Consider the following 16256-nt stretch of genomic DNA (forward strand, 5'->3'; position numbering starts at 1 on the left):
TTCTTAGAGAATGAAAGAAAAAAGGGGACTGATGTATTAGAATTATTACAGAATTTATTTAAGGTAGATAAGAATAAGATAGATTTTAAAGTGTGAAAAGATTAAAAAAATTTAGTTTATTATATATATAAATAGTGTTTTGTAAATTTTATATTTAAACATTTCTTTTTTACACAAGATGTAAATTTAAAAAATAAATTATATAAAGTTTTTATTAAAGATTGACGATATAAATTTAAAAGATAGTTTATTTTTTAAGGAGTAAAATTAATGATTAAAAAGATATTTGTTGTATTAAGTTTATCTACTTTTATTATAAATTTATCTTTTGCTACTGATTTACTAGCCTTTTATACCAATGGCAAACTCACTGAAAAAAGTCCTGGTGTAAAGGTGTTGGGCTTAGAGGAAAAGAAGCAGGTTAGGGGTGGGTATTATGATAGTTTTCATCAGTGCGGTATAAATCAATGCTTTGCTTTAGCTAATCATGCCGCTTCTTATTTTACTATGACACAAAGAGAATTGTCAGAATGGAACGCTTTAACATATGGTGATTTGTATCTTTTTGTTGGCTTTATGGCACAAAACAACTGGTCTGTGTCGTCTTTAGGGAAGCCATATAATTATTTTACATATGATGCGATATTATACGATGCTAGAACAGGGCATATGTATAAACAATCTAAGCAAGTTTTAAATAGTAATCTAATAGTAAGACAGTTAAGCATTAAATATAAAGATCAATTTGATAGATATTTTGGTGGATTGCAGTCTAGGGCTGTTAATAGAATTGCAAAATAAAATATGGATTTTTAAATGTTTGTTTCTAACTATCATTCTACCCAAAGAAGTTCTAGTGTTTTTGCTCAAAAAACACTAGAAAATTTAAATACAAATCCATCCCAAAACCTAGTAAAACCCGAAAACGAGGCTGTTAATAAAATTCTAGGTTACGGCGTAGATAAAGAGGGCTTTTTTACATCTGATTTTAATGAAGCGGCAGCAATTCCTAAAGACTTTAAGATAAATACAAATGATATAAAGGATTTGCTGAATTCTATACAATTTGGAAGCAGTGCAAAAGATGTATTTTTCACAGAAATAAACCTAGAAAAAAGCTTAAATAATGCTTACAAAGTATTTTCTCAACTTATTCAAAGTCAAAAAGACTTTTTTAGCAAAGATGATTTAGCTAAAATTCCAAAATATTTTAGATACGATACAAATACTTTTAAGGTAGACAAAATTTACAAAGATGAGACGGAGTTTTTATCGCAAGAAAATGAGCTTTTTAAGGTAAATGCGAAACTTGATTTGAAAACTGATAAAGACTATCTAAGTAAGGGTGAGGCTTTAATGTCCTTTATAAATTCAATGGAAGGAAAGAATGCTGTTGGAAATTATGGTTTTTTTGAAGGACAAACAACCATTATAGCTAAAATGGGAGGACTTGATAAAAGTATGAGTGTAGATGAAATAAAAGAATTAAATGATTTTATGAAAAAACACTCAATAACGCATAGTTTTAACGATGAAATAAGTAGAAAAATTCTACTTTTACCTATGCAAATACAGGACATAGATGAATTTAAACAAGAATGGTTGAAATTAAAAGCTTTAAATGATAAATTGTTGGAAAATGAAAAGTCAAATTTAAAAGAATTAAATCTAAATTCACAAGAAAATATAAAGTCTAAAGAAAATTCCAAAGACGAACCCTTCACCCCCATACAAGCTGAAAGTAAAAGTGAGACTTTTACTTATGATGATATAGCTAAAAACTTCTTTTTAAACTTTTTAGAAAATGAAAGAAAAAAGGGGACTGATATTTTAGAATTATTAGAAAAGTTATTTAAGGTAGATAAGAATAAGATAGATTTTAAAGTGTGAAAAGATTGTAAAATATGCTCTAAAGGTATAAGAAAGTTAAGGATATTTTATGTATATAAAAAATGTAGCAAATCAACATAATAATTATTATATATCCAACAAAATAAATACAAAAAGTTATGCCACAAACAATACAAACGAAGTATTAGGCTATAAGGTTGATAAAGAAGGATATTTCACAAGCGAATTTAATAAGGCTGCAAATATTCCTACTGATATAAAAATTCACTCAAGCACTATGCAAAGTTTGGTTGATTTTTGGGCAAATGAAAATACTAGTTCTATGGTTAAAGCCTTTGAAAATATAGACATAGCAAAAACTATTGGCAATGCTTATAAAATAGTATCATCGCTCATACAAAGCAGCCCTCATCTAAGCACAAAAACTTCTTTCAGCAAAGATGATATACAAAATCACTTTCCACACACTTATATAATAAACAAAGATAGTTTAAATGTAGAAAATACCTTTTCTTATGAAGAGGTAAAAGATATAGTTTCAAATGGTGGATTTAAAACACTTTCAAATAATCAAATACTAGCTCCTAGTTTTTTTAATGCAGATAATACAGATGAAAATTCCAAAACCTTACCCACAAACCCTAATATCTTGCAAAGCACAGATACTGCCTTATCTTGGGATACAAATGCGGATAAATATACAAATGAGGACGGCTCCATAAGTATGGGTGGTATGATAGTTGGATTTTTATCTAAAAATGCTTTTGCAGTGCCAGGGCTTAATCTAGTAGAGGGCGAAAGCACTGCTTGGGGTAAATTACAAGGATTTGATAAGAACGTAAATAAAGATGATATAGCTAATTTTAATGAAAAATTAAGCTCTACCTTTTTTGCAAATTTAGCCGATGCTTTTTCCTTACTAAATAGCACAGATGATCTAAAAACTTTAGAAAGTAAGCTTAATGCCTTAAGTTTTAAAAATGAAAATTCTAAAACATTTTTAGATCTTTTGACTGAATTATCTAAGAAAAATTTGACTTTTATAGACCTTATGACAATAGATATAAAAAGCTAGCATAAATCTTTTTTAAAATTTGACGATTTTAACACAAGTAAATTTTAAAGGCTAGATATGCTTTCTTTTGTCTCTAACACTTCAACTTTATACAGCCTAAATTTAGAAAATATTAAAAATCAAACTTCATCTTTAAATACAAATTTAAAGCAAAACCTAGTAAGAGACAAAAACGAAGCTATTAATAAAATTCTAGGCTATGGCGTAGATAAGGAAGGATATTTCACAGCTGATTTTAACGAAGCTGCGGGACTTCCAAAAGACTTTAAAATTTATGCAAAGGATATAGAAAATTTAGTAAATTCTTACAAAAATAAAGATATTTTTACGAGCATAGACATAGCAAAGAGTATGCAAAATGCTTATAAGGTTTTTTCTGCTTTAAAGCTTGGTGATAAAGATTTTATGAGCAATGAGGATTTAAAATCCATAGCCATTGGATATGAGCTTAATATAAAAAGTTTAGCTGTGGTAAAGACTTACGATAATTATGATGAATTTAACTCAAAGATAATGAACTCAAATGCAAATTTGCTAGGACACTTGCCCACTTCTTTAAATTTTACTTTTTCTAGATTTGAAACAAAGCAAAATTTAGATATAAATGAGCTTTTACAAGGATTAAGCAAAGAGGCTTATTTAAAGGATGATAAATTAAGCAAAAGCGGACTTTTTGTAAGCTTTTTTAAAAATTCTCCTCACAGAGCTATACTAGAGGGTGAGGCAACCGTGCTTGGTATGAGTGCTGGTTTTGGTAAGGTAGGAAGTGCCTTAGCTATAGAGCTTAGTGAGATGCTAACAAGTGGAACTTTAGATGATTTTAAAACTATCTTAAATCTTATGTCAAAACATAGCAATGTAGATGAATTTAAAAAAGAATGGCTTGAGTTAAAGAATTTAAAAGATAAAAATGTGAATTTGCAAGAAAGCTTAAATTCACAAGAAAACACAGAACCTTACACAAATTCTACTTCTAGAGAAAATAAACCATTTACTCCTATACAAGCTGAAAGTAAATCTCAAACTTATACTTATGATGATATAGCTAAAAACTTCTTTTTAACTTTCTTAGAAAATGAAAGAAAAAAAGGAAATGATGTATTAGAATTATTAGAAAAGTTATTTAAGGTGGATAAAAACAAAGTTGATTTAAAGGTTTAGTGGATAGAGGCAAATTAAAAGCTTGAAATTTAAAATTCTTTTTTTACACAAGAAAGCAACTTTTTCTTTATAAAATAATGCTTATATTAATTTTTATTAAACTTTATGTTAAAATTTATCTTTTTAGAAGTTAAAACAGGTGCATGCGTAAACCCTTTAGCTACAAAAATTTTCAATGCAGCTAAAGATTTTTTTCAAATCAGGTTTACAATGGCAGATATAATCAAATAAGATAAGTTCAAGGAATTAAAAATGTTTATAAACACTTCGCTAAATTCTAGTACATATACCCAAACAAATAAAAGCTCAAATTCCAGCTTTGACAACAAAGAATTTTTAAGTGAATTTATAGAGGTCAGCAAAAGCACGGAAAATAATTTAGACTTTATGAATTTAGGTAAGGTTAGCAAGGATGAGTTTTTAAACGCCATTGATACCATAAAATCAAAGATGCAAGAAGTTATAGAAAATGTAAAAAAAGATGGCAAAGAAGACTTGGCTGCTAAGCTTACTCACATAAAAGATTTTATGTATCAAGGAAATTTAAATGGCTACAATGATACCTTAAAAGAGCTTGAATATTCTAGTGAAAATTTAAACTCAAAGGATAAAAATCTTATAGCACAATCTGCCGATGATGTGCTAAAAAATTTTTCAGTATCAAATATGCTTTTAGGTGGCTTAGCGGATATAGCACAAACCTTTTTTCAAATGGCAGGTATTTCAGATGAAAAAATCACAGATGAGATAAATAAGATTAGAAAATATGCCTTTGATTCAGAAGTAAAGCTAGATAACAACAATATCATAAAAGCAGAAAATGGGTATATAAATATATATAGCTCTTTAAGCTCAAAATACATAAATATTTTTCAAGAGCAAAAAAATTCTTTACTAGAGGGTTTGTTAAAAATAAGTGATTAAACATTTGCTTTTTTCTAAAAATAGCTTAAATGTTTGATTTTTAACTTAAGTAAAGGATTTCTTTTGCATAGCGATGATGAAAACTACACGCCTTAACAAAGGATTAAGCTAACTAACGAAGTTGCTCTAATCTTTCTTTCTTGCTTCCTATCTCTGTGATTTGAATTCCAAAGTTACCATCCACGATGACAACTTCCCCATAAGCTATCCTTTTATCACCAACAAGAATTTCCAAGGGATCATTTGCTAGTTGATTTAATTCTACTACAGAGCCTATATCCATAGTTAAAACATCTTTTAAAAGCATTTTCTTATTTCCTATGCGAACTCGTATAGGAAGACGAACGTCCATTATCAAATTTATGTTTCTTAAATTTCCAAGATTGCCTATTTGTTGCTCATCGTCCTCTGCTACAAAATCTCCTCCAACAAAGCTATTTTCAACCTTCGTCAAAGAATTATAAAGCTTTTTATCAAGCACTATGGCTACTTTTTCATTCAAATCAGATATTTTAACATCAAAAAAATACAATTTATGAAAGCCATTAAGATCAAGTGAATCACTTACAAATTCACATTTTTCAATCTTAAATTCCATTTTTGGTATATCTTTTTGTGCTCCTAAAGTTGTAGAAAAAGCTGACATTATATTTAGTATAGCTTCCTTTGCAGCATCCATTTCATCGGAATTTAACTGATCATTCCTAGAAATTTCTTCTTCGCCCATCATCCATTCGCCTATAGCACTCATTAAAACAGAGGAAGCTAGAAAAGCGAATTTTCCGCCTACACTTACATCAAACACCGCATTTACTAACGGTGGCTTCATAGTATCTTGTTCGCTTACATCAAATTCTTGATATTCGCCAAATTCAGCGGATTTTCCAGATAAACCCTCAAGAGTGCTAGTTGCTTCATTTGTAAAAATTTTTAAAAAATCATTTATCATGTAATTTCTTCCTCTTCTTCCTCTTGCATATCAGCATCGTTATATACATTAGCCTTAGCTCTTCTTTCTTCTTCGTATTTTTCTAGTATTTCTTTAATTTCATCTTTATCAGTTCTTATAAGCTCTACTATTTTTATAGATTTTCTAAATCTATGAAGTCCGATTTGTGCCAAGAATACATCTTTTTTATCTATTGAAACTATAGCTTTATCATCTGCTTGTCTATCAAGTTTTAGTATATCGCCTTGCTTTAATTCCAAAAATTCATCTACAGAAATCATAGTTTTTCCTAAAATAGCTTCATACACAACCTCTGCACGACCTATCAAAGTTTTTAACTCTTTATTTCTAGATTTCTTAGCCGAGGTCTCACCCATCATAATATCTCTATTCGCTAGACGACTTAAAACTGATTCTAGATGAACAACTGGATAGCAAATATTTACCATACCACTTGAATTACCTATGATTATCTCCATAACCACCATTATGACGATTTCATTTTGTGCGACTATTTGAACTACATTTGGACTTGATTCTTTAGCTTCAATGCTAGGATAAATTTCAGTAACATTAGACCAGCTTTCTTTAAGTCTTTGCATAACTATACGAAGTATAGAATCAAGCAAATTTAATTCTATATCAGTAAGCTCTCTTAATGTCTCATAGCTATCGCCTTGACCGCCTAAAAGTCTATCTATCATAGGAAAAGCTATGCTTGGATTTATCTCTAAAACACAGTTTCCATCCAAAGGCTTTATAGAAAACACGTTAAAGCTTGTAGGGCTTGGCAAGGACATCAAAAATTCACCATAAGTCATCTGATCGACTGAATGCAGCTTTATCTCAACTATACTTCTCATTATAGATGAAATTTGGGAAGCGAGATTTCTTGCTAATTTATCGTGTATGCCTTTTATAGATCTTAGCTGTTCTTTTGAAACTCTATTTGGTCTTTTAAAGTCATATACAACGATATTTCTTTCGTCTTTTTCCTCTTTATTTCTAGTGCCAATACCAGAATCGTTTTCATCAACAACTTCAAGTAGGGCATCTATTTCTTCTTGTGATAATATCTCAGCCACTTATAATCCCTTCCCTAAGCTTTTTAATCAATCTCCTGTGAATTTGAGATATTCTAGACTCGCTTATATCTAAAATTTCGCTAATCTCCTTAAGACTCAACTCCTCATAATAATAAAGCTGAAGTATAAGCTGGTCTCTTTCTTTTAAGGTATCAAGTATTTCATTTATCTTTTGTAAAAAAAATTCCTTTTCTATCTTATCTAAGGTGCTATCCTCGCTATAACATTCTAATTGATCTTCCAAAGGCAAAACATAGCTTAACTCGTGTGCTATTTTGGCTTCTCGTATCTTTTCTATGTCTAAATTTAAAGCATTTGCTAAATATTCATCGCTTGGCTCACATTCATACTCTCTGTAATATTCATCTATCAAATTATCAATATCTTTTACGAGCTTTCTATTTCCTCTGCTTAACACATCTAAAGAACGAAGATAATCAAGCATAGATCCATTAACTCTTTTTCTAGCATATCCCCAAAAGCTATCATTTTGTTCTTTATCATATTTTCTAGAAAGCTTTATCATCTCTTCAACGCCCACACTTATCAAATCATTTACATCTATATTAGATGGCAATCTTTCCTTTAATCTAAAAGCCAATGCCCTAAGTGCTGGCATATAAGTAAGAACTAGCTCATCTTGTTCTTTTTTTATAGCTTCTGCGTAAGCATTAGGCAGCTGGACGTTGTTTTTTAGCATTTCTTTTTCTTTCTTTAAAGTCGTTTTTCTTGAGCTCTTCTCTTTCTTCTTCTAGTTTTTGTAAAAGATGCTCCATTTTTCTTTCTCTTATAGATAGATCGTTTATTATGTCATTGCTAGTGCTTTCATAGCTATTTTTGTTGAAAATTCTACCGCCTATTTTATTAATATCTATGAAAAACATAATGCTAATATGTATGAGTATATAAAATAAAAAGGTTATAAGCAGGGTAAAAACTACTATATCAAAAGGATCGTCTATGCTTACTACACTAAATGCTAAGCCTATGAAAAAACCGCATACTAAAAAAAAGGCTACAAAATTTTCTGGCATTGGTCTCATAACATTTCCTTCAATCTAAAATCTTTCTATAATCCTTCTAAAGAAATTAGAAAAAGATCTATTTGAAACATCATCAAGCACTTTTTGTTCCAATCTATATAAAAGCTTTGAGGTTAAAGATCTTAGCTCATCACTTGACATAGAATTTTCATCAGAAAACAAACTTCTTTTTTTAATACTAGAGCTAATATCCTTGCTAGTGCTTAAATAACCTATAAATTCTAAATTTAGAGGATTTTTAATGTTTGAATCAGCAACTTTTTTTATGTTTTCAAAAACTCTTAAAGCTTCGCTTTCGCTCTTTACCGAATTTAAAAGCATAAGGATATTTTCCTTTGTTTTTGATGTTGCCTTTATGGTGGCATAAGCATCGGTAATAGCTGCTGGATCTGGCACAGTTACAACTATAATCTCATCAGACATTTCTAAAAAGTGTTGTATATTTCCCCCTATACCAGCACCAGTATCTATGATGAGAAAATCTAAATCATCTAAAACAGAGGCTTGATTTAAAAATCTATCATAAATATTTTTATCATTATATTTTAAAATTTCATCGCCACTTTCTCCCGGGACAAGCCACAAGTTAGATTTTACTTCTATGATAATATCTTCTAAAGAACACTCACCCCGCAAGACGTGAAGTAAATTTTTATTTGCTCTAACATTTAATATAACATCTAGATTTGCAAGCCCTATATCAGCGTCAAATAAGGCTACTTTATAGCCATTTTTTGATAAAAGATTAGCTAAATTTGCACTAACAGTGCTTTTTCCAACTCCGCCTTTACCACTGGTAACAGCTATAAAATGTGTTCCTTTTCTTTTTTCCTTGCTATCTTGCATTAGTTTATTTAATCTTGTAGCTTGATTTTGCATCATTCTTTCCTTTTAAAGCCCTCTAAAACACATTTTACTAAAAAATCACTAGAAGCTGGCTCTATATCATCTGGAACTTCTTGACCTATAGAAAAAAAACTGATGGGTTTATTTATCTCGTATATGAGAGAAAAAATATTCCCAAAAACTTTTGTTTCATCAAATTTTGTTATTATTATAGTGTCTATATCCAAAAAAGAAGAAAAGTTATTATAAATTTCCATTAAATCTTCTAATTTAGTATTAGCTGAAATGACTAGATTAACATCTATGTCAGCGTTAGAATGGGATAAAAATTCTTTAGTTTTTGCTAATTTACTTTGATCATATTGCGAATTTCCTATGGTATCTACTAATATAACCTCACAATAATTAAGAGTTTTTATAGCCTCGTCCAAATCCTTTGGCTCTATGCTATCTATAATAGGCAATTTCATCATTTTTGCATACTGAAAAAGCTGCTCAACAGCACCTATCCTATATGTATCAAGCGTTATGATACCTGTTTTGTATCTCTTATCTCCATAAGCATATCTAAAAGCAAGCTTAGCAAGAGTAGTAGTTTTTCCAACACCTGTTGGTCCCACCAACATCATAATTTTTTGTTTTTTTATCTCTGTTTCTGCTCTACAAGGTAACATATTTCTAAGCAAAGAATGAAAATACCTATAAACAGCTTCTGGATTTGTTTTCATTGAAGCTGGCATATTCTCAACAGTTGCTTTCATAATGGCTTCTAAATGCTCTTCTTTCATACCGCTTTCTTTTGCTTGTTTGTATATGGTAGCAAATTCGGGCGGGATAATAACATTATTTCTTAATTCTGATTTGCTTTCCCACATCATATCAACTATCAAGCCAACTTTTTCGCTTAGTTTGTTTATTTGCTTTTCAAATGACTGTATTTTTTTGTCGTATTCAGCGGAATTGGTATTAAGTTCATTAAAATTAGTTACTTTGTTTATCTCAGAACTAACTTCAGAAAGTCTTTTTTTGAAATTATCAAGCTTATTTTTAGAATCGACATTAGCATAAGCTTTAGCTCTCACATCTTTAGCAGCGGACGAAAAATCAAGCACTACATCATCTTCTTGTTTTGCTTTAGGTTTTACAGTATTTTCTACCTTTTTAACAGGCGTCTTTCCAGTCTTTTTTAAATGTTCTTCATAATCTTTCTCATCAATAGCCACAACAACTTCATATAATGGTTTTTGAGTCAAGGTTTTAGCTTTTATTTGCTTATGAGTTACTATCATAGCCTCATCGCCAAAATCTTGTTTTACCTTAGGTATTATCTCTTCAGTATCTTCAACAGTAAAGGTATGGATAAGCTGTCCCACTACAATCTTCCTTTTTGAACCAATTCTCCAAGAGGCAAAATAACACTTATTCTCTCATTGACTCCTTTGTGTGGCACACAAAGTTTTTCGTCTTGTTTAATATTTTTACTAAAATATAACAAATCTAAATCGAGCGTTCTTGGAGCATTTTTAAAACTTCTCTTTCTTTTGAATTTAAATTCATAAAAAAACAAAACCTTTAAAAGCTCTCTTGCATGCAAAATAGTTTGTATAAACATAACAGCATTATAAAAATCTCTTTGAAACTCGTAACCAAAAGCTTTATTTATAAGTAAAGAAGAGGTGCTTAAAACCTTAATCCTCTTATCGTTCATTAATGTCCTAAAAAGAGATTTAAATCTTTTCTTTTCACAGGCTATATTAGCTCCTATACCGACTATAGCAAAATACTTAGCATTGTTTCTAAGATTCGTAAAAAATGGAAAAAATTTAATCTTTTTAACAGTTCTAGCACCTTCTATCTTTAACATAAATCACTGTCCTTGATTTTGCTTTAATTTTGCAAGTTGATCACAAATTTGTAAAAGACCCATAAGTGCCAAATGATAACCAAAAGCACCAAATCCTACCACAGTTCCGGCACAAACTGGTGCTATAAGACTTTTTTGTCTAAATTCTTCCCTTCTATAAACATTGCTGATATGAACCTCAACAACAGGTAAATTTACACTTGCTATAGCATCTCTAATAGCAACGGAAGTGTGAGTATAAGCAGCAGCATTTAAAACTATGCCGTCAAAAACACCTAAACACTCTTGTATTTTATCTACTATTTCGCCTTCATAGTTGCTTTGAAAAAATTCAATCTCTACATTATTTTGAGAAGCAGCTATTTTCATTTGTTCGTGTATATCTTCCATTTTCATAGGTCCGTAAATAGCCGTTTCTCTAAGTCCTAGCATATTTATGTTAGGTCCTTGAATTACCATTACCTTCATTAAAAACCACCTTTTAAGAATTTAAGCTATCAATTATAACATTTTTAAACTAAAATTAGGTAGAATTTAGGCTTAAGACTAAAAAAATTTAGGTAAATTTATGTTTTTAATAAGTGCGGAATTTATATTAAAATGCGATGATGAGTTTAACATACTAAAAAACAATGCTATAGCCTTTGATAAAAATATCATAGATTATGGCGATGTAAAAAGTATGCAAAAAAAATACCCAAATGCTGAATTTATAGATTGTAAAAAAAATTCTTTACTTTTGCCAGCTTTTATAAATCCTCATACTCACTTAGAATTTAGTGCAAATTCATATGATTTGAGTTATGGAGATTTCTTAATTTGGCTAAATTCTGTAATGAAAAAAAGAGAAAATTTAAATGAAAAGGCAAAAGAAGAATTAATACTAAAAAATATAAGACTTATGCAAGAAAGTGGCACCGGGACAATAGGGGAAATTTCTAGCTTTGGTAGCGATTTAAAAGCTTGTGTAAAAAGCTCTGCTAGAATAATATTTTTTAATGAAATTTTAGGTGTAAATAAAGACTTAAACGAATCAAAAAAAGAAGATTTTTTGAAAAGATTTCATAAAAGTAAAGAGTATGAAAATGAGCTTTTTATACCCGCTGTATCTTTGCATTCTCCATATTCTTTAAATTTGGATTTAGCTAAATTTGCTATTAACTTTGCTAAAAAAAATAAAACCTTAGTAAGCACGCATTTTTTAGAAAGCAAGCACGAAAAACTATGGCTTAATAATACAAAATCAAAATTCAAATCTTGGCTTGACAAAATTTCAAAAGATTCAAAACCAAATTTTAGTGAAAAAAGTTTTTTAGAGCTTTTTAAAGCTCAAAGAACGCTTTTTACGCATTGTGTCTTTGTAGATGATTTTTCAAATTTTGATAAAAATTTACATTCTATATCGCACTGTGCATTTTCAAACAGGCTTTTAAGCAAAAATACATTAAAATTAAAAAAAGCTATAACAAGTGGTTTAAACATACATCTTGCAACTGACGGTCTTAGTTCAAATATATCTCTTTCTATGCTTGATGAACTAAGGGCAAATTTGTTAATACATAGAGATTTAGACTTAAAAAAACTAGCTAAAATGCTTATATTAATGGCTACTCAAAAACCTGCAAAGGCTATTAATATGAACTTAGGAGAGATAAAAAAAGGCTTTGAAGCTGATTTTGCTGTTTTTAGGATACAAGAATGCGATAAACAAGATCTTGTCTTAAATTTCATACTCAATGCTAAAAAAGCTGAAAAACTATATATAAAAGGAAAAAAATGTCTATAATAAAATCATTTTTCAAAACTCTATCTGCTTGTATAAGATACATAAATACATATTTTAAAACCTTTGTTTTGTTATTTATCATACTGCTTATCTTTATTTTACAAGGAAAAGACGAAAAAGGTATAGAAAATTTACAAAAAATCTATATAAACGGTGCCATATTAGATAGCACGACTTTAGTAAATCAAATTTATGAAGTAATGGAAGATGATAATATAAAAGGGGTTTTGCTTGATATAAATTCTCCCGGAGGTGCAGCTGGTGCTAGTATGGAGATAGCTTTAGCTATAAAAGAACTTAAAGAAAAAAAGCCGGTTATAGCTTATGCTAGAGAATATATGGCAAGTGGATCTTATCTGGCTGGTTCTAGTGCTACTTATATAATGGCAAATCCTATTTCAATCATAGGCTCCATAGGTGTTTTAATCTCTAGCGTTGATATAAGTGAGGCATTAAAAAAATTAGGCATAAAACCTCAAAGTCTTAGTGCTGGTAAATACAAAGAAATTTTAAATTTCTCAAAACCTCTAAAAGATGAAGACAAGGCTTATATACAAGAATATATAAATGATGTTTATGATGTTTTTACATCATTTGTAGCCGAACAAAGAAAGCTTGATATGAATAAAATTCAAACTTGGGCAGATGCTAGAATTTTCATAGCAAACGAGGCTTTAAAAGTTGGTCTTATAGATGAGCTTGGAAGTATAAAAAAGGCGGAAGATAAATTAAAAGAATTAAGCAAAGTTAATGAAGCCATTTGGAAAGATGAAAAACCTTCCACTACAGACTTTTTAGATAAGTTAAGCACGAATTTAAGCAAAGAAATAATGGAGTCTTTATTAAAATTATTTTACTTTTAATTTGTTTTTTAGCCACTCATCAAGCACTTCAAAAGCATTTTCATTTAGTTTTGTGCTTGTGAATTTTTTATTAAAAGTTCTTTGTCTTTTCGCAAGTTGTGCTGTATGAGTATTTATTAAAATTTCAAGCTCTTTTCTTGAAATTTTATTATCAAGAAAATCTTTACATTCCTTTAAACCTATAGAGTTTAAGGGTTTTAGCCTCTCATCATACCTTAAAAAAAGTTCTTTTGCTTCATTTATAAGCCCGATATCTAACATATTTGCAGTCCTTAATGCTATATTTTTTATTATTTTTTCCTTGTCTAAATTTAAATAAAAAATTTCAAGCTTATCAATCGGTGGTTTTTTGAGAGTTTTTGCTAAAAATACACTTGGAATTTCACCACTTGTTTTATATATGCTATACCACTTTTTAAGTCTGTAAATATCGTTTTTTTCTATTTTTGCATTCTTATCAACTCTTTTTACAAGCTCATAAAGTTCATCATTATTAAGGGTGCATTCTATATCCTTTACATATTCGCTAAGACCTTGCATTAATGATTTTAGATAAAAAGAGCTACCTCCAACTATCAACAAAGCTTTATTTTTAGCCTTTGCAAAAAGTTTAGCTCTTTCGTATTCTTCAAAAAACAATGATACATTAAATTTTTCATCTACATCTATTAAATCTATACCAAAATATTTTACCTCTTTCATATCTTTTTTACTTGGCTTTGCTGATGCTATATTTATTTGTTTATACACACATAAACTATCTAAACTAAGTATGACTAAATCGTATTTTAATGCTAACTTATGTGCTATAGCACTTTTACCACTTGCAGTGCTTCCTATCAAAGCAAAAGTAAAAAACATAAACTTTCCTCATTTTTTTTTAATTACTTTTAGTATAATCATAACAAAATTTTATTTTTAAAAGAGATAGTATGAAAAAGTTGTATATGAAATTATGCGTCTTGCTTGAGCTTGTAGTATTTAAGCATTCTATTTTTGCACTACCTTTTTTATTTGTTTCTATGATGGTAGCTTCAAATTTTCAAAATGACAGTGTCTGGTTTGGTTTTAAAGTGCTTATCTTAGGCATAATATGTGCGGTTAGTGCTAGAAATTTCGCTATGGCTGTAAATCGCTTTTTGGACGAGGATATAGACAAAGACAATCCAAGATGCAAGCAAAGACCAAATTTAAACGGTCGTATAGATAGAAAATCGGTATTTGTATTCATAGTATCAAATGCACTTATTTTTATACTTGCTACCTATTTTATCAACGATTTAGCATTTTATCTTTCTTTTTTGATACTTTTTATACTAGCAGCCTACTCTACTTTTAAGAGATTTTCGTCTCTAGCACATATTGTTTTAGGGTTTTGTTTAGGGCTTGCTTCAGTTGCTGGTTCTGTTATAGTATTAGGAGAAATAAAGCTTTATAGCTTAATCTTATGCATTGGTATTATGTTTTGGACAGCTGGATTTGACCTACTTTATAGCATTCAGGATATGGAGTATGATAGGATAAAAAAACTCCACTCCATACCGGCTAAATTTGGCATTAAAACCACTTTATTTTTATCAGCTTTTTTTCATTTTTTAGCCATTGTATTTTGGATTTGGTTTGCTTATGAAGCCAAGCTTTCTTATATAAGTTTTATAGGCATAGCACTTTGTGCTATTATATTGTTTTTAGAGCAGCTAATAGTAAGAAAAAATTTTGCAAACATAGATAAAGCGTTTTTTACATTAAATGGTTACTTAAGCATAGTATTTTTTATATTTGTTTGGGCGGATTTATTGTGAGCTTAACCTTATTTAACGCTAGTTTTAAAGTCGATTTTCAGGAAAGCAAACAAGATGAGGAATATCTTTTACAAGAATATTTTGCTTTAAACACAAACGCTAAATTAGCTAGCTTCAAAAAAATGGCTTCTAAAGCAGAATTTAGCGACAGTGAAGAGGTGCTTTTTAAATTGTTATTATCTATAAAAAACGATATATTAAGGCTAGAATCAAAGATTGATAATAAAGAAAATTTTTTAAAGCTTAAGTATTCAACTTTAGCTTGTGCGATACACTATGAATACATAAAAATCAAAGATCCCTTGCTTAAAGAAGAAGAGGATTATTATTTTAGATTTCGTTTAGAAGGTAATGATATTGCATTTTTTGTAAAAGCAATAGATAAAAATATAGCAAAAATAAATAAATTTAGAAATGATGATAAAATTTTATATGATAACTTTGTAGCAAATATGCAAAGAGAATTCTTAAAAGAAAGAAAAAAGGATGATGTATGAGTGAAGATTTGCTTTATTTGGTTTTTCTACTTATCTTGATGCTCGCCCTAGTTGCTTATGTTTTTATAAAAGATAAAGAAAATTCTGCAAAAATTAGAAAACTTGAAAATGCCATAGAAGATATAAATAAAGACTTGCATTTTTTAAGAAAAGATTTAGAAAGCAAAAGCGATGCTCCTGATATGAGTTCATATTTAGATGAAATAAAAGCTGAAATTTCATTTCTAATAGACAAGGAAGTAAATAGCAAAATTTTACCCGTTTTAAAAAGCTTAAGAGGCTTTGAAGATATTATAGAAGAATTTCAAAATGAACAAGAAAATAGATTATCAAGTTTAGAACAAAAAACACAAAATATGAGCAAACTAACTCCAAACTATGAAGATGAAGAACAAAAAATAGTGGATTTATTTCAAAAAGGAAAGAGCATAGAACAAATAGCAAAAGACCTTCGTATAAGCACGGGCAATGTAGAATTTGCACTTAAATTTAGAAAAATTTTGGAATAAA

19 protein-coding genes are annotated in these 16256 nt (G+C 29.3%); 10 read left to right on the top strand and 9 right to left on the bottom strand.

All coding sequences use genetic code 11. The features are described 5' to 3' along the window. Positions 1-270: 270 nt before the first annotated feature. The 5 genes from Q0J35_RS05880 (at position 271) to Q0J35_RS05900 (ending at position 5011) form a co-directional block, all read left to right on the top strand. Entirely contained in the window at positions 271-801 is a 531-nt protein-coding gene (locus tag Q0J35_RS05880; protein ID WP_297194070.1) for a hypothetical protein, read from the top strand. Positions 802-816: 15 nt separating this feature from the next. Then, complete coding sequence (locus tag Q0J35_RS05885; protein WP_297194072.1) at positions 817-1890, top strand: Cj0814 family flagellar-dependent secreted protein; 1074 nt, start codon at positions 817-819, stop codon at positions 1888-1890. A 49-nt stretch (positions 1891-1939) separates the two neighbouring features. Continuing rightward, positions 1940-2926 carry a Cj0814 family flagellar-dependent secreted protein gene (locus Q0J35_RS05890; protein ID WP_297194074.1) on the top strand — a complete coding sequence of 329 codons (987 nt, stop codon included), beginning with the start codon at positions 1940-1942 and terminating at the stop codon, positions 2924-2926. Positions 2927-2983: 57 nt separating this feature from the next. Continuing rightward, positions 2984-4087 (top strand): Cj0814 family flagellar-dependent secreted protein, encoded by a 1104-nt coding sequence (locus Q0J35_RS05895; RefSeq protein WP_297194076.1) that lies wholly within the window; start codon positions 2984-2986, stop codon positions 4085-4087. Positions 4088-4339: 252 nt separating this feature from the next. Beyond that, positions 4340-5011 (top strand): hypothetical protein, encoded by a 672-nt coding sequence (locus Q0J35_RS05900; RefSeq protein WP_297194078.1) that lies wholly within the window; start codon positions 4340-4342, stop codon positions 5009-5011. A 112-nt stretch (positions 5012-5123) separates the two neighbouring features. Here the strand turns inward: Q0J35_RS05900 and fliY are convergent, their stop codons facing one another. From fliY to aroQ, 8 genes are read right to left on the bottom strand one after another with little or no spacing between them, the layout of a single operon-like run. Beyond that, on the bottom strand, positions 5124-5960 hold the full coding sequence (gene fliY / locus Q0J35_RS05905; protein ID WP_297194080.1) for a flagellar motor switch protein FliY: 837 nt from the start codon (positions 5958-5960) through the stop codon (positions 5124-5126). Next, complete coding sequence (gene fliM / locus Q0J35_RS05910) at positions 5957-7045, bottom strand: flagellar motor switch protein FliM (protein ID WP_297194082.1); 1089 nt, start codon at positions 7043-7045, stop codon at positions 5957-5959. The genes fliY and fliM overlap by 4 nt, the downstream gene beginning before the upstream one ends. Beyond that, the gene (locus Q0J35_RS05915; RefSeq protein ID WP_297194084.1) at positions 7038-7745 is read right to left on the bottom strand and encodes an RNA polymerase sigma factor FliA; all 708 of its coding nucleotides are present in this window, start codon (positions 7743-7745) and stop codon (positions 7038-7040) included. Before Q0J35_RS05915 ends, fliM begins: the two co-directional genes overlap by 8 nt. Further along, complete coding sequence (locus Q0J35_RS05920; protein WP_297194086.1) at positions 7717-8088, bottom strand: hypothetical protein; 372 nt, start codon at positions 8086-8088, stop codon at positions 7717-7719. The genes Q0J35_RS05915 and Q0J35_RS05920 overlap by 29 nt, the downstream gene beginning before the upstream one ends. Before the next feature lie 15 nt (positions 8089-8103). Next, on the bottom strand, positions 8104-8967 hold the full coding sequence (flhG, locus tag Q0J35_RS05925; protein ID WP_297194089.1) for a flagella biosynthesis ATPase FlhG: 864 nt from the start codon (positions 8965-8967) through the stop codon (positions 8104-8106). Beyond that, the gene (gene flhF / locus Q0J35_RS05930; RefSeq protein WP_297194092.1) at positions 8967-10307 is read right to left on the bottom strand and encodes a flagellar biosynthesis protein FlhF; all 1341 of its coding nucleotides are present in this window, start codon (positions 10305-10307) and stop codon (positions 8967-8969) included. Before flhF ends, flhG begins: the two co-directional genes overlap by 1 nt. Further along, positions 10307-10798, bottom strand: a complete 492-nt coding sequence (folK, locus tag Q0J35_RS05935) for a 2-amino-4-hydroxy-6-hydroxymethyldihydropteridine diphosphokinase (RefSeq protein ID WP_297194094.1) — start codon at positions 10796-10798, stop codon at positions 10307-10309. The genes flhF and folK overlap by 1 nt, the downstream gene beginning before the upstream one ends. Positions 10799-10801: 3 nt before the next feature. Then, entirely contained in the window at positions 10802-11266 is a 465-nt protein-coding gene (gene aroQ, locus Q0J35_RS05940) for a type II 3-dehydroquinate dehydratase (RefSeq protein WP_297194096.1), read from the bottom strand. A 100-nt stretch (positions 11267-11366) separates the two neighbouring features. Here aroQ and Q0J35_RS05945 point away from each other — a divergent pair, with 100 nt between their 5' ends. Further along, on the top strand, positions 11367-12584 hold the full coding sequence (locus Q0J35_RS05945) for an aminofutalosine deaminase family hydrolase (protein ID WP_297194098.1): 1218 nt from the start codon (positions 11367-11369) through the stop codon (positions 12582-12584). After that, on the top strand, positions 12575-13447 hold the full coding sequence (gene sppA / locus Q0J35_RS05950) for a signal peptide peptidase SppA (protein WP_297194100.1): 873 nt from the start codon (positions 12575-12577) through the stop codon (positions 13445-13447). The genes Q0J35_RS05945 and sppA overlap by 10 nt, the downstream gene beginning before the upstream one ends. Here the strand turns inward: sppA and miaA are convergent. Beyond that, on the bottom strand, positions 13433-14308 hold the full coding sequence (gene miaA, locus Q0J35_RS05955; RefSeq protein ID WP_297194102.1) for a tRNA (adenosine(37)-N6)-dimethylallyltransferase MiaA: 876 nt from the start codon (positions 14306-14308) through the stop codon (positions 13433-13435). The two genes, sppA and miaA, sit on opposite strands and share 15 nt — an antisense overlap. Before the next feature lie 71 nt (positions 14309-14379). Here miaA and mqnP point away from each other — a divergent pair, with 71 nt between their 5' ends. From mqnP to Q0J35_RS05970, 3 genes are read left to right on the top strand one after another with little or no spacing between them, the layout of a single operon-like run. Beyond that, positions 14380-15249 carry a menaquinone biosynthesis prenyltransferase MqnP gene (gene mqnP / locus Q0J35_RS05960; protein WP_297194104.1) on the top strand — a complete coding sequence of 290 codons (870 nt, stop codon included), beginning with the start codon at positions 14380-14382 and terminating at the stop codon, positions 15247-15249. Further along, positions 15246-15746, top strand: a complete 501-nt coding sequence (locus Q0J35_RS05965; protein ID WP_297194106.1) for a hypothetical protein — start codon at positions 15246-15248, stop codon at positions 15744-15746. The genes mqnP and Q0J35_RS05965 overlap by 4 nt, the downstream gene beginning before the upstream one ends. Further along, on the top strand, positions 15743-16255 hold the full coding sequence (locus Q0J35_RS05970; protein ID WP_297194108.1) for a hypothetical protein: 513 nt from the start codon (positions 15743-15745) through the stop codon (positions 16253-16255). The genes Q0J35_RS05965 and Q0J35_RS05970 overlap by 4 nt, the downstream gene beginning before the upstream one ends. The last annotated feature ends 1 nt before the right edge of the window (position 16256 follow it).

It is taken from the genome of uncultured Campylobacter sp., assembly GCF_944323605.1.
Taxonomy (GTDB): domain Bacteria; phylum Campylobacterota; class Campylobacteria; order Campylobacterales; family Campylobacteraceae; genus Campylobacter_D.

What these genes read in the sequence shown, in the direction of transcription:
- Q0J35_RS05915 (WP_297194084.1), bottom strand. Translation starts at nt 7,745, where the DNA reads ATGCTAAAAAACAACGTCCAGCTGCCTAATGCTTACGCAGAAGCTATA.
- aroQ (WP_297194096.1), bottom strand. Translation starts at nt 11,266, where the DNA reads ATGAAGGTAATGGTAATTCAAGGACCTAACATAAATATGCTAGGACTT.
- Q0J35_RS05885 (WP_297194072.1), top strand. Translation starts at nt 817, where the DNA reads ATGTTTGTTTCTAACTATCATTCTACCCAAAGAAGTTCTAGTGTTTTT.
- mqnP (WP_297194104.1), top strand. Translation starts at nt 14,380, where the DNA reads ATGAAAAAGTTGTATATGAAATTATGCGTCTTGCTTGAGCTTGTAGTA.
- folK (WP_297194094.1), bottom strand. Translation starts at nt 10,798, where the DNA reads ATGTTAAAGATAGAAGGTGCTAGAACTGTTAAAAAGATTAAATTTTTT.
- Q0J35_RS05945 (WP_297194098.1), top strand. Translation starts at nt 11,367, where the DNA reads ATGTTTTTAATAAGTGCGGAATTTATATTAAAATGCGATGATGAGTTT.
- flhG (WP_297194089.1), bottom strand. Translation starts at nt 8,967, where the DNA reads ATGCAAAATCAAGCTACAAGATTAAATAAACTAATGCAAGATAGCAAG.
- Q0J35_RS05880 (WP_297194070.1), top strand. Translation starts at nt 271, where the DNA reads ATGATTAAAAAGATATTTGTTGTATTAAGTTTATCTACTTTTATTATA.
- miaA (WP_297194102.1), bottom strand. Translation starts at nt 14,308, where the DNA reads ATGTTTTTTACTTTTGCTTTGATAGGAAGCACTGCAAGTGGTAAAAGT.
- fliY (WP_297194080.1), bottom strand. Translation starts at nt 5,960, where the DNA reads ATGATAAATGATTTTTTAAAAATTTTTACAAATGAAGCAACTAGCACT.
- Q0J35_RS05890 (WP_297194074.1), top strand. Translation starts at nt 1,940, where the DNA reads ATGTATATAAAAAATGTAGCAAATCAACATAATAATTATTATATATCC.
- Q0J35_RS05900 (WP_297194078.1), top strand. Translation starts at nt 4,340, where the DNA reads ATGTTTATAAACACTTCGCTAAATTCTAGTACATATACCCAAACAAAT.
- Q0J35_RS05920 (WP_297194086.1), bottom strand. Translation starts at nt 8,088, where the DNA reads ATGAGACCAATGCCAGAAAATTTTGTAGCCTTTTTTTTAGTATGCGGT.
- Q0J35_RS05970 (WP_297194108.1), top strand. Translation starts at nt 15,743, where the DNA reads ATGAGTGAAGATTTGCTTTATTTGGTTTTTCTACTTATCTTGATGCTC.
- Q0J35_RS05895 (WP_297194076.1), top strand. Translation starts at nt 2,984, where the DNA reads ATGCTTTCTTTTGTCTCTAACACTTCAACTTTATACAGCCTAAATTTA.
- sppA (WP_297194100.1), top strand. Translation starts at nt 12,575, where the DNA reads ATGTCTATAATAAAATCATTTTTCAAAACTCTATCTGCTTGTATAAGA.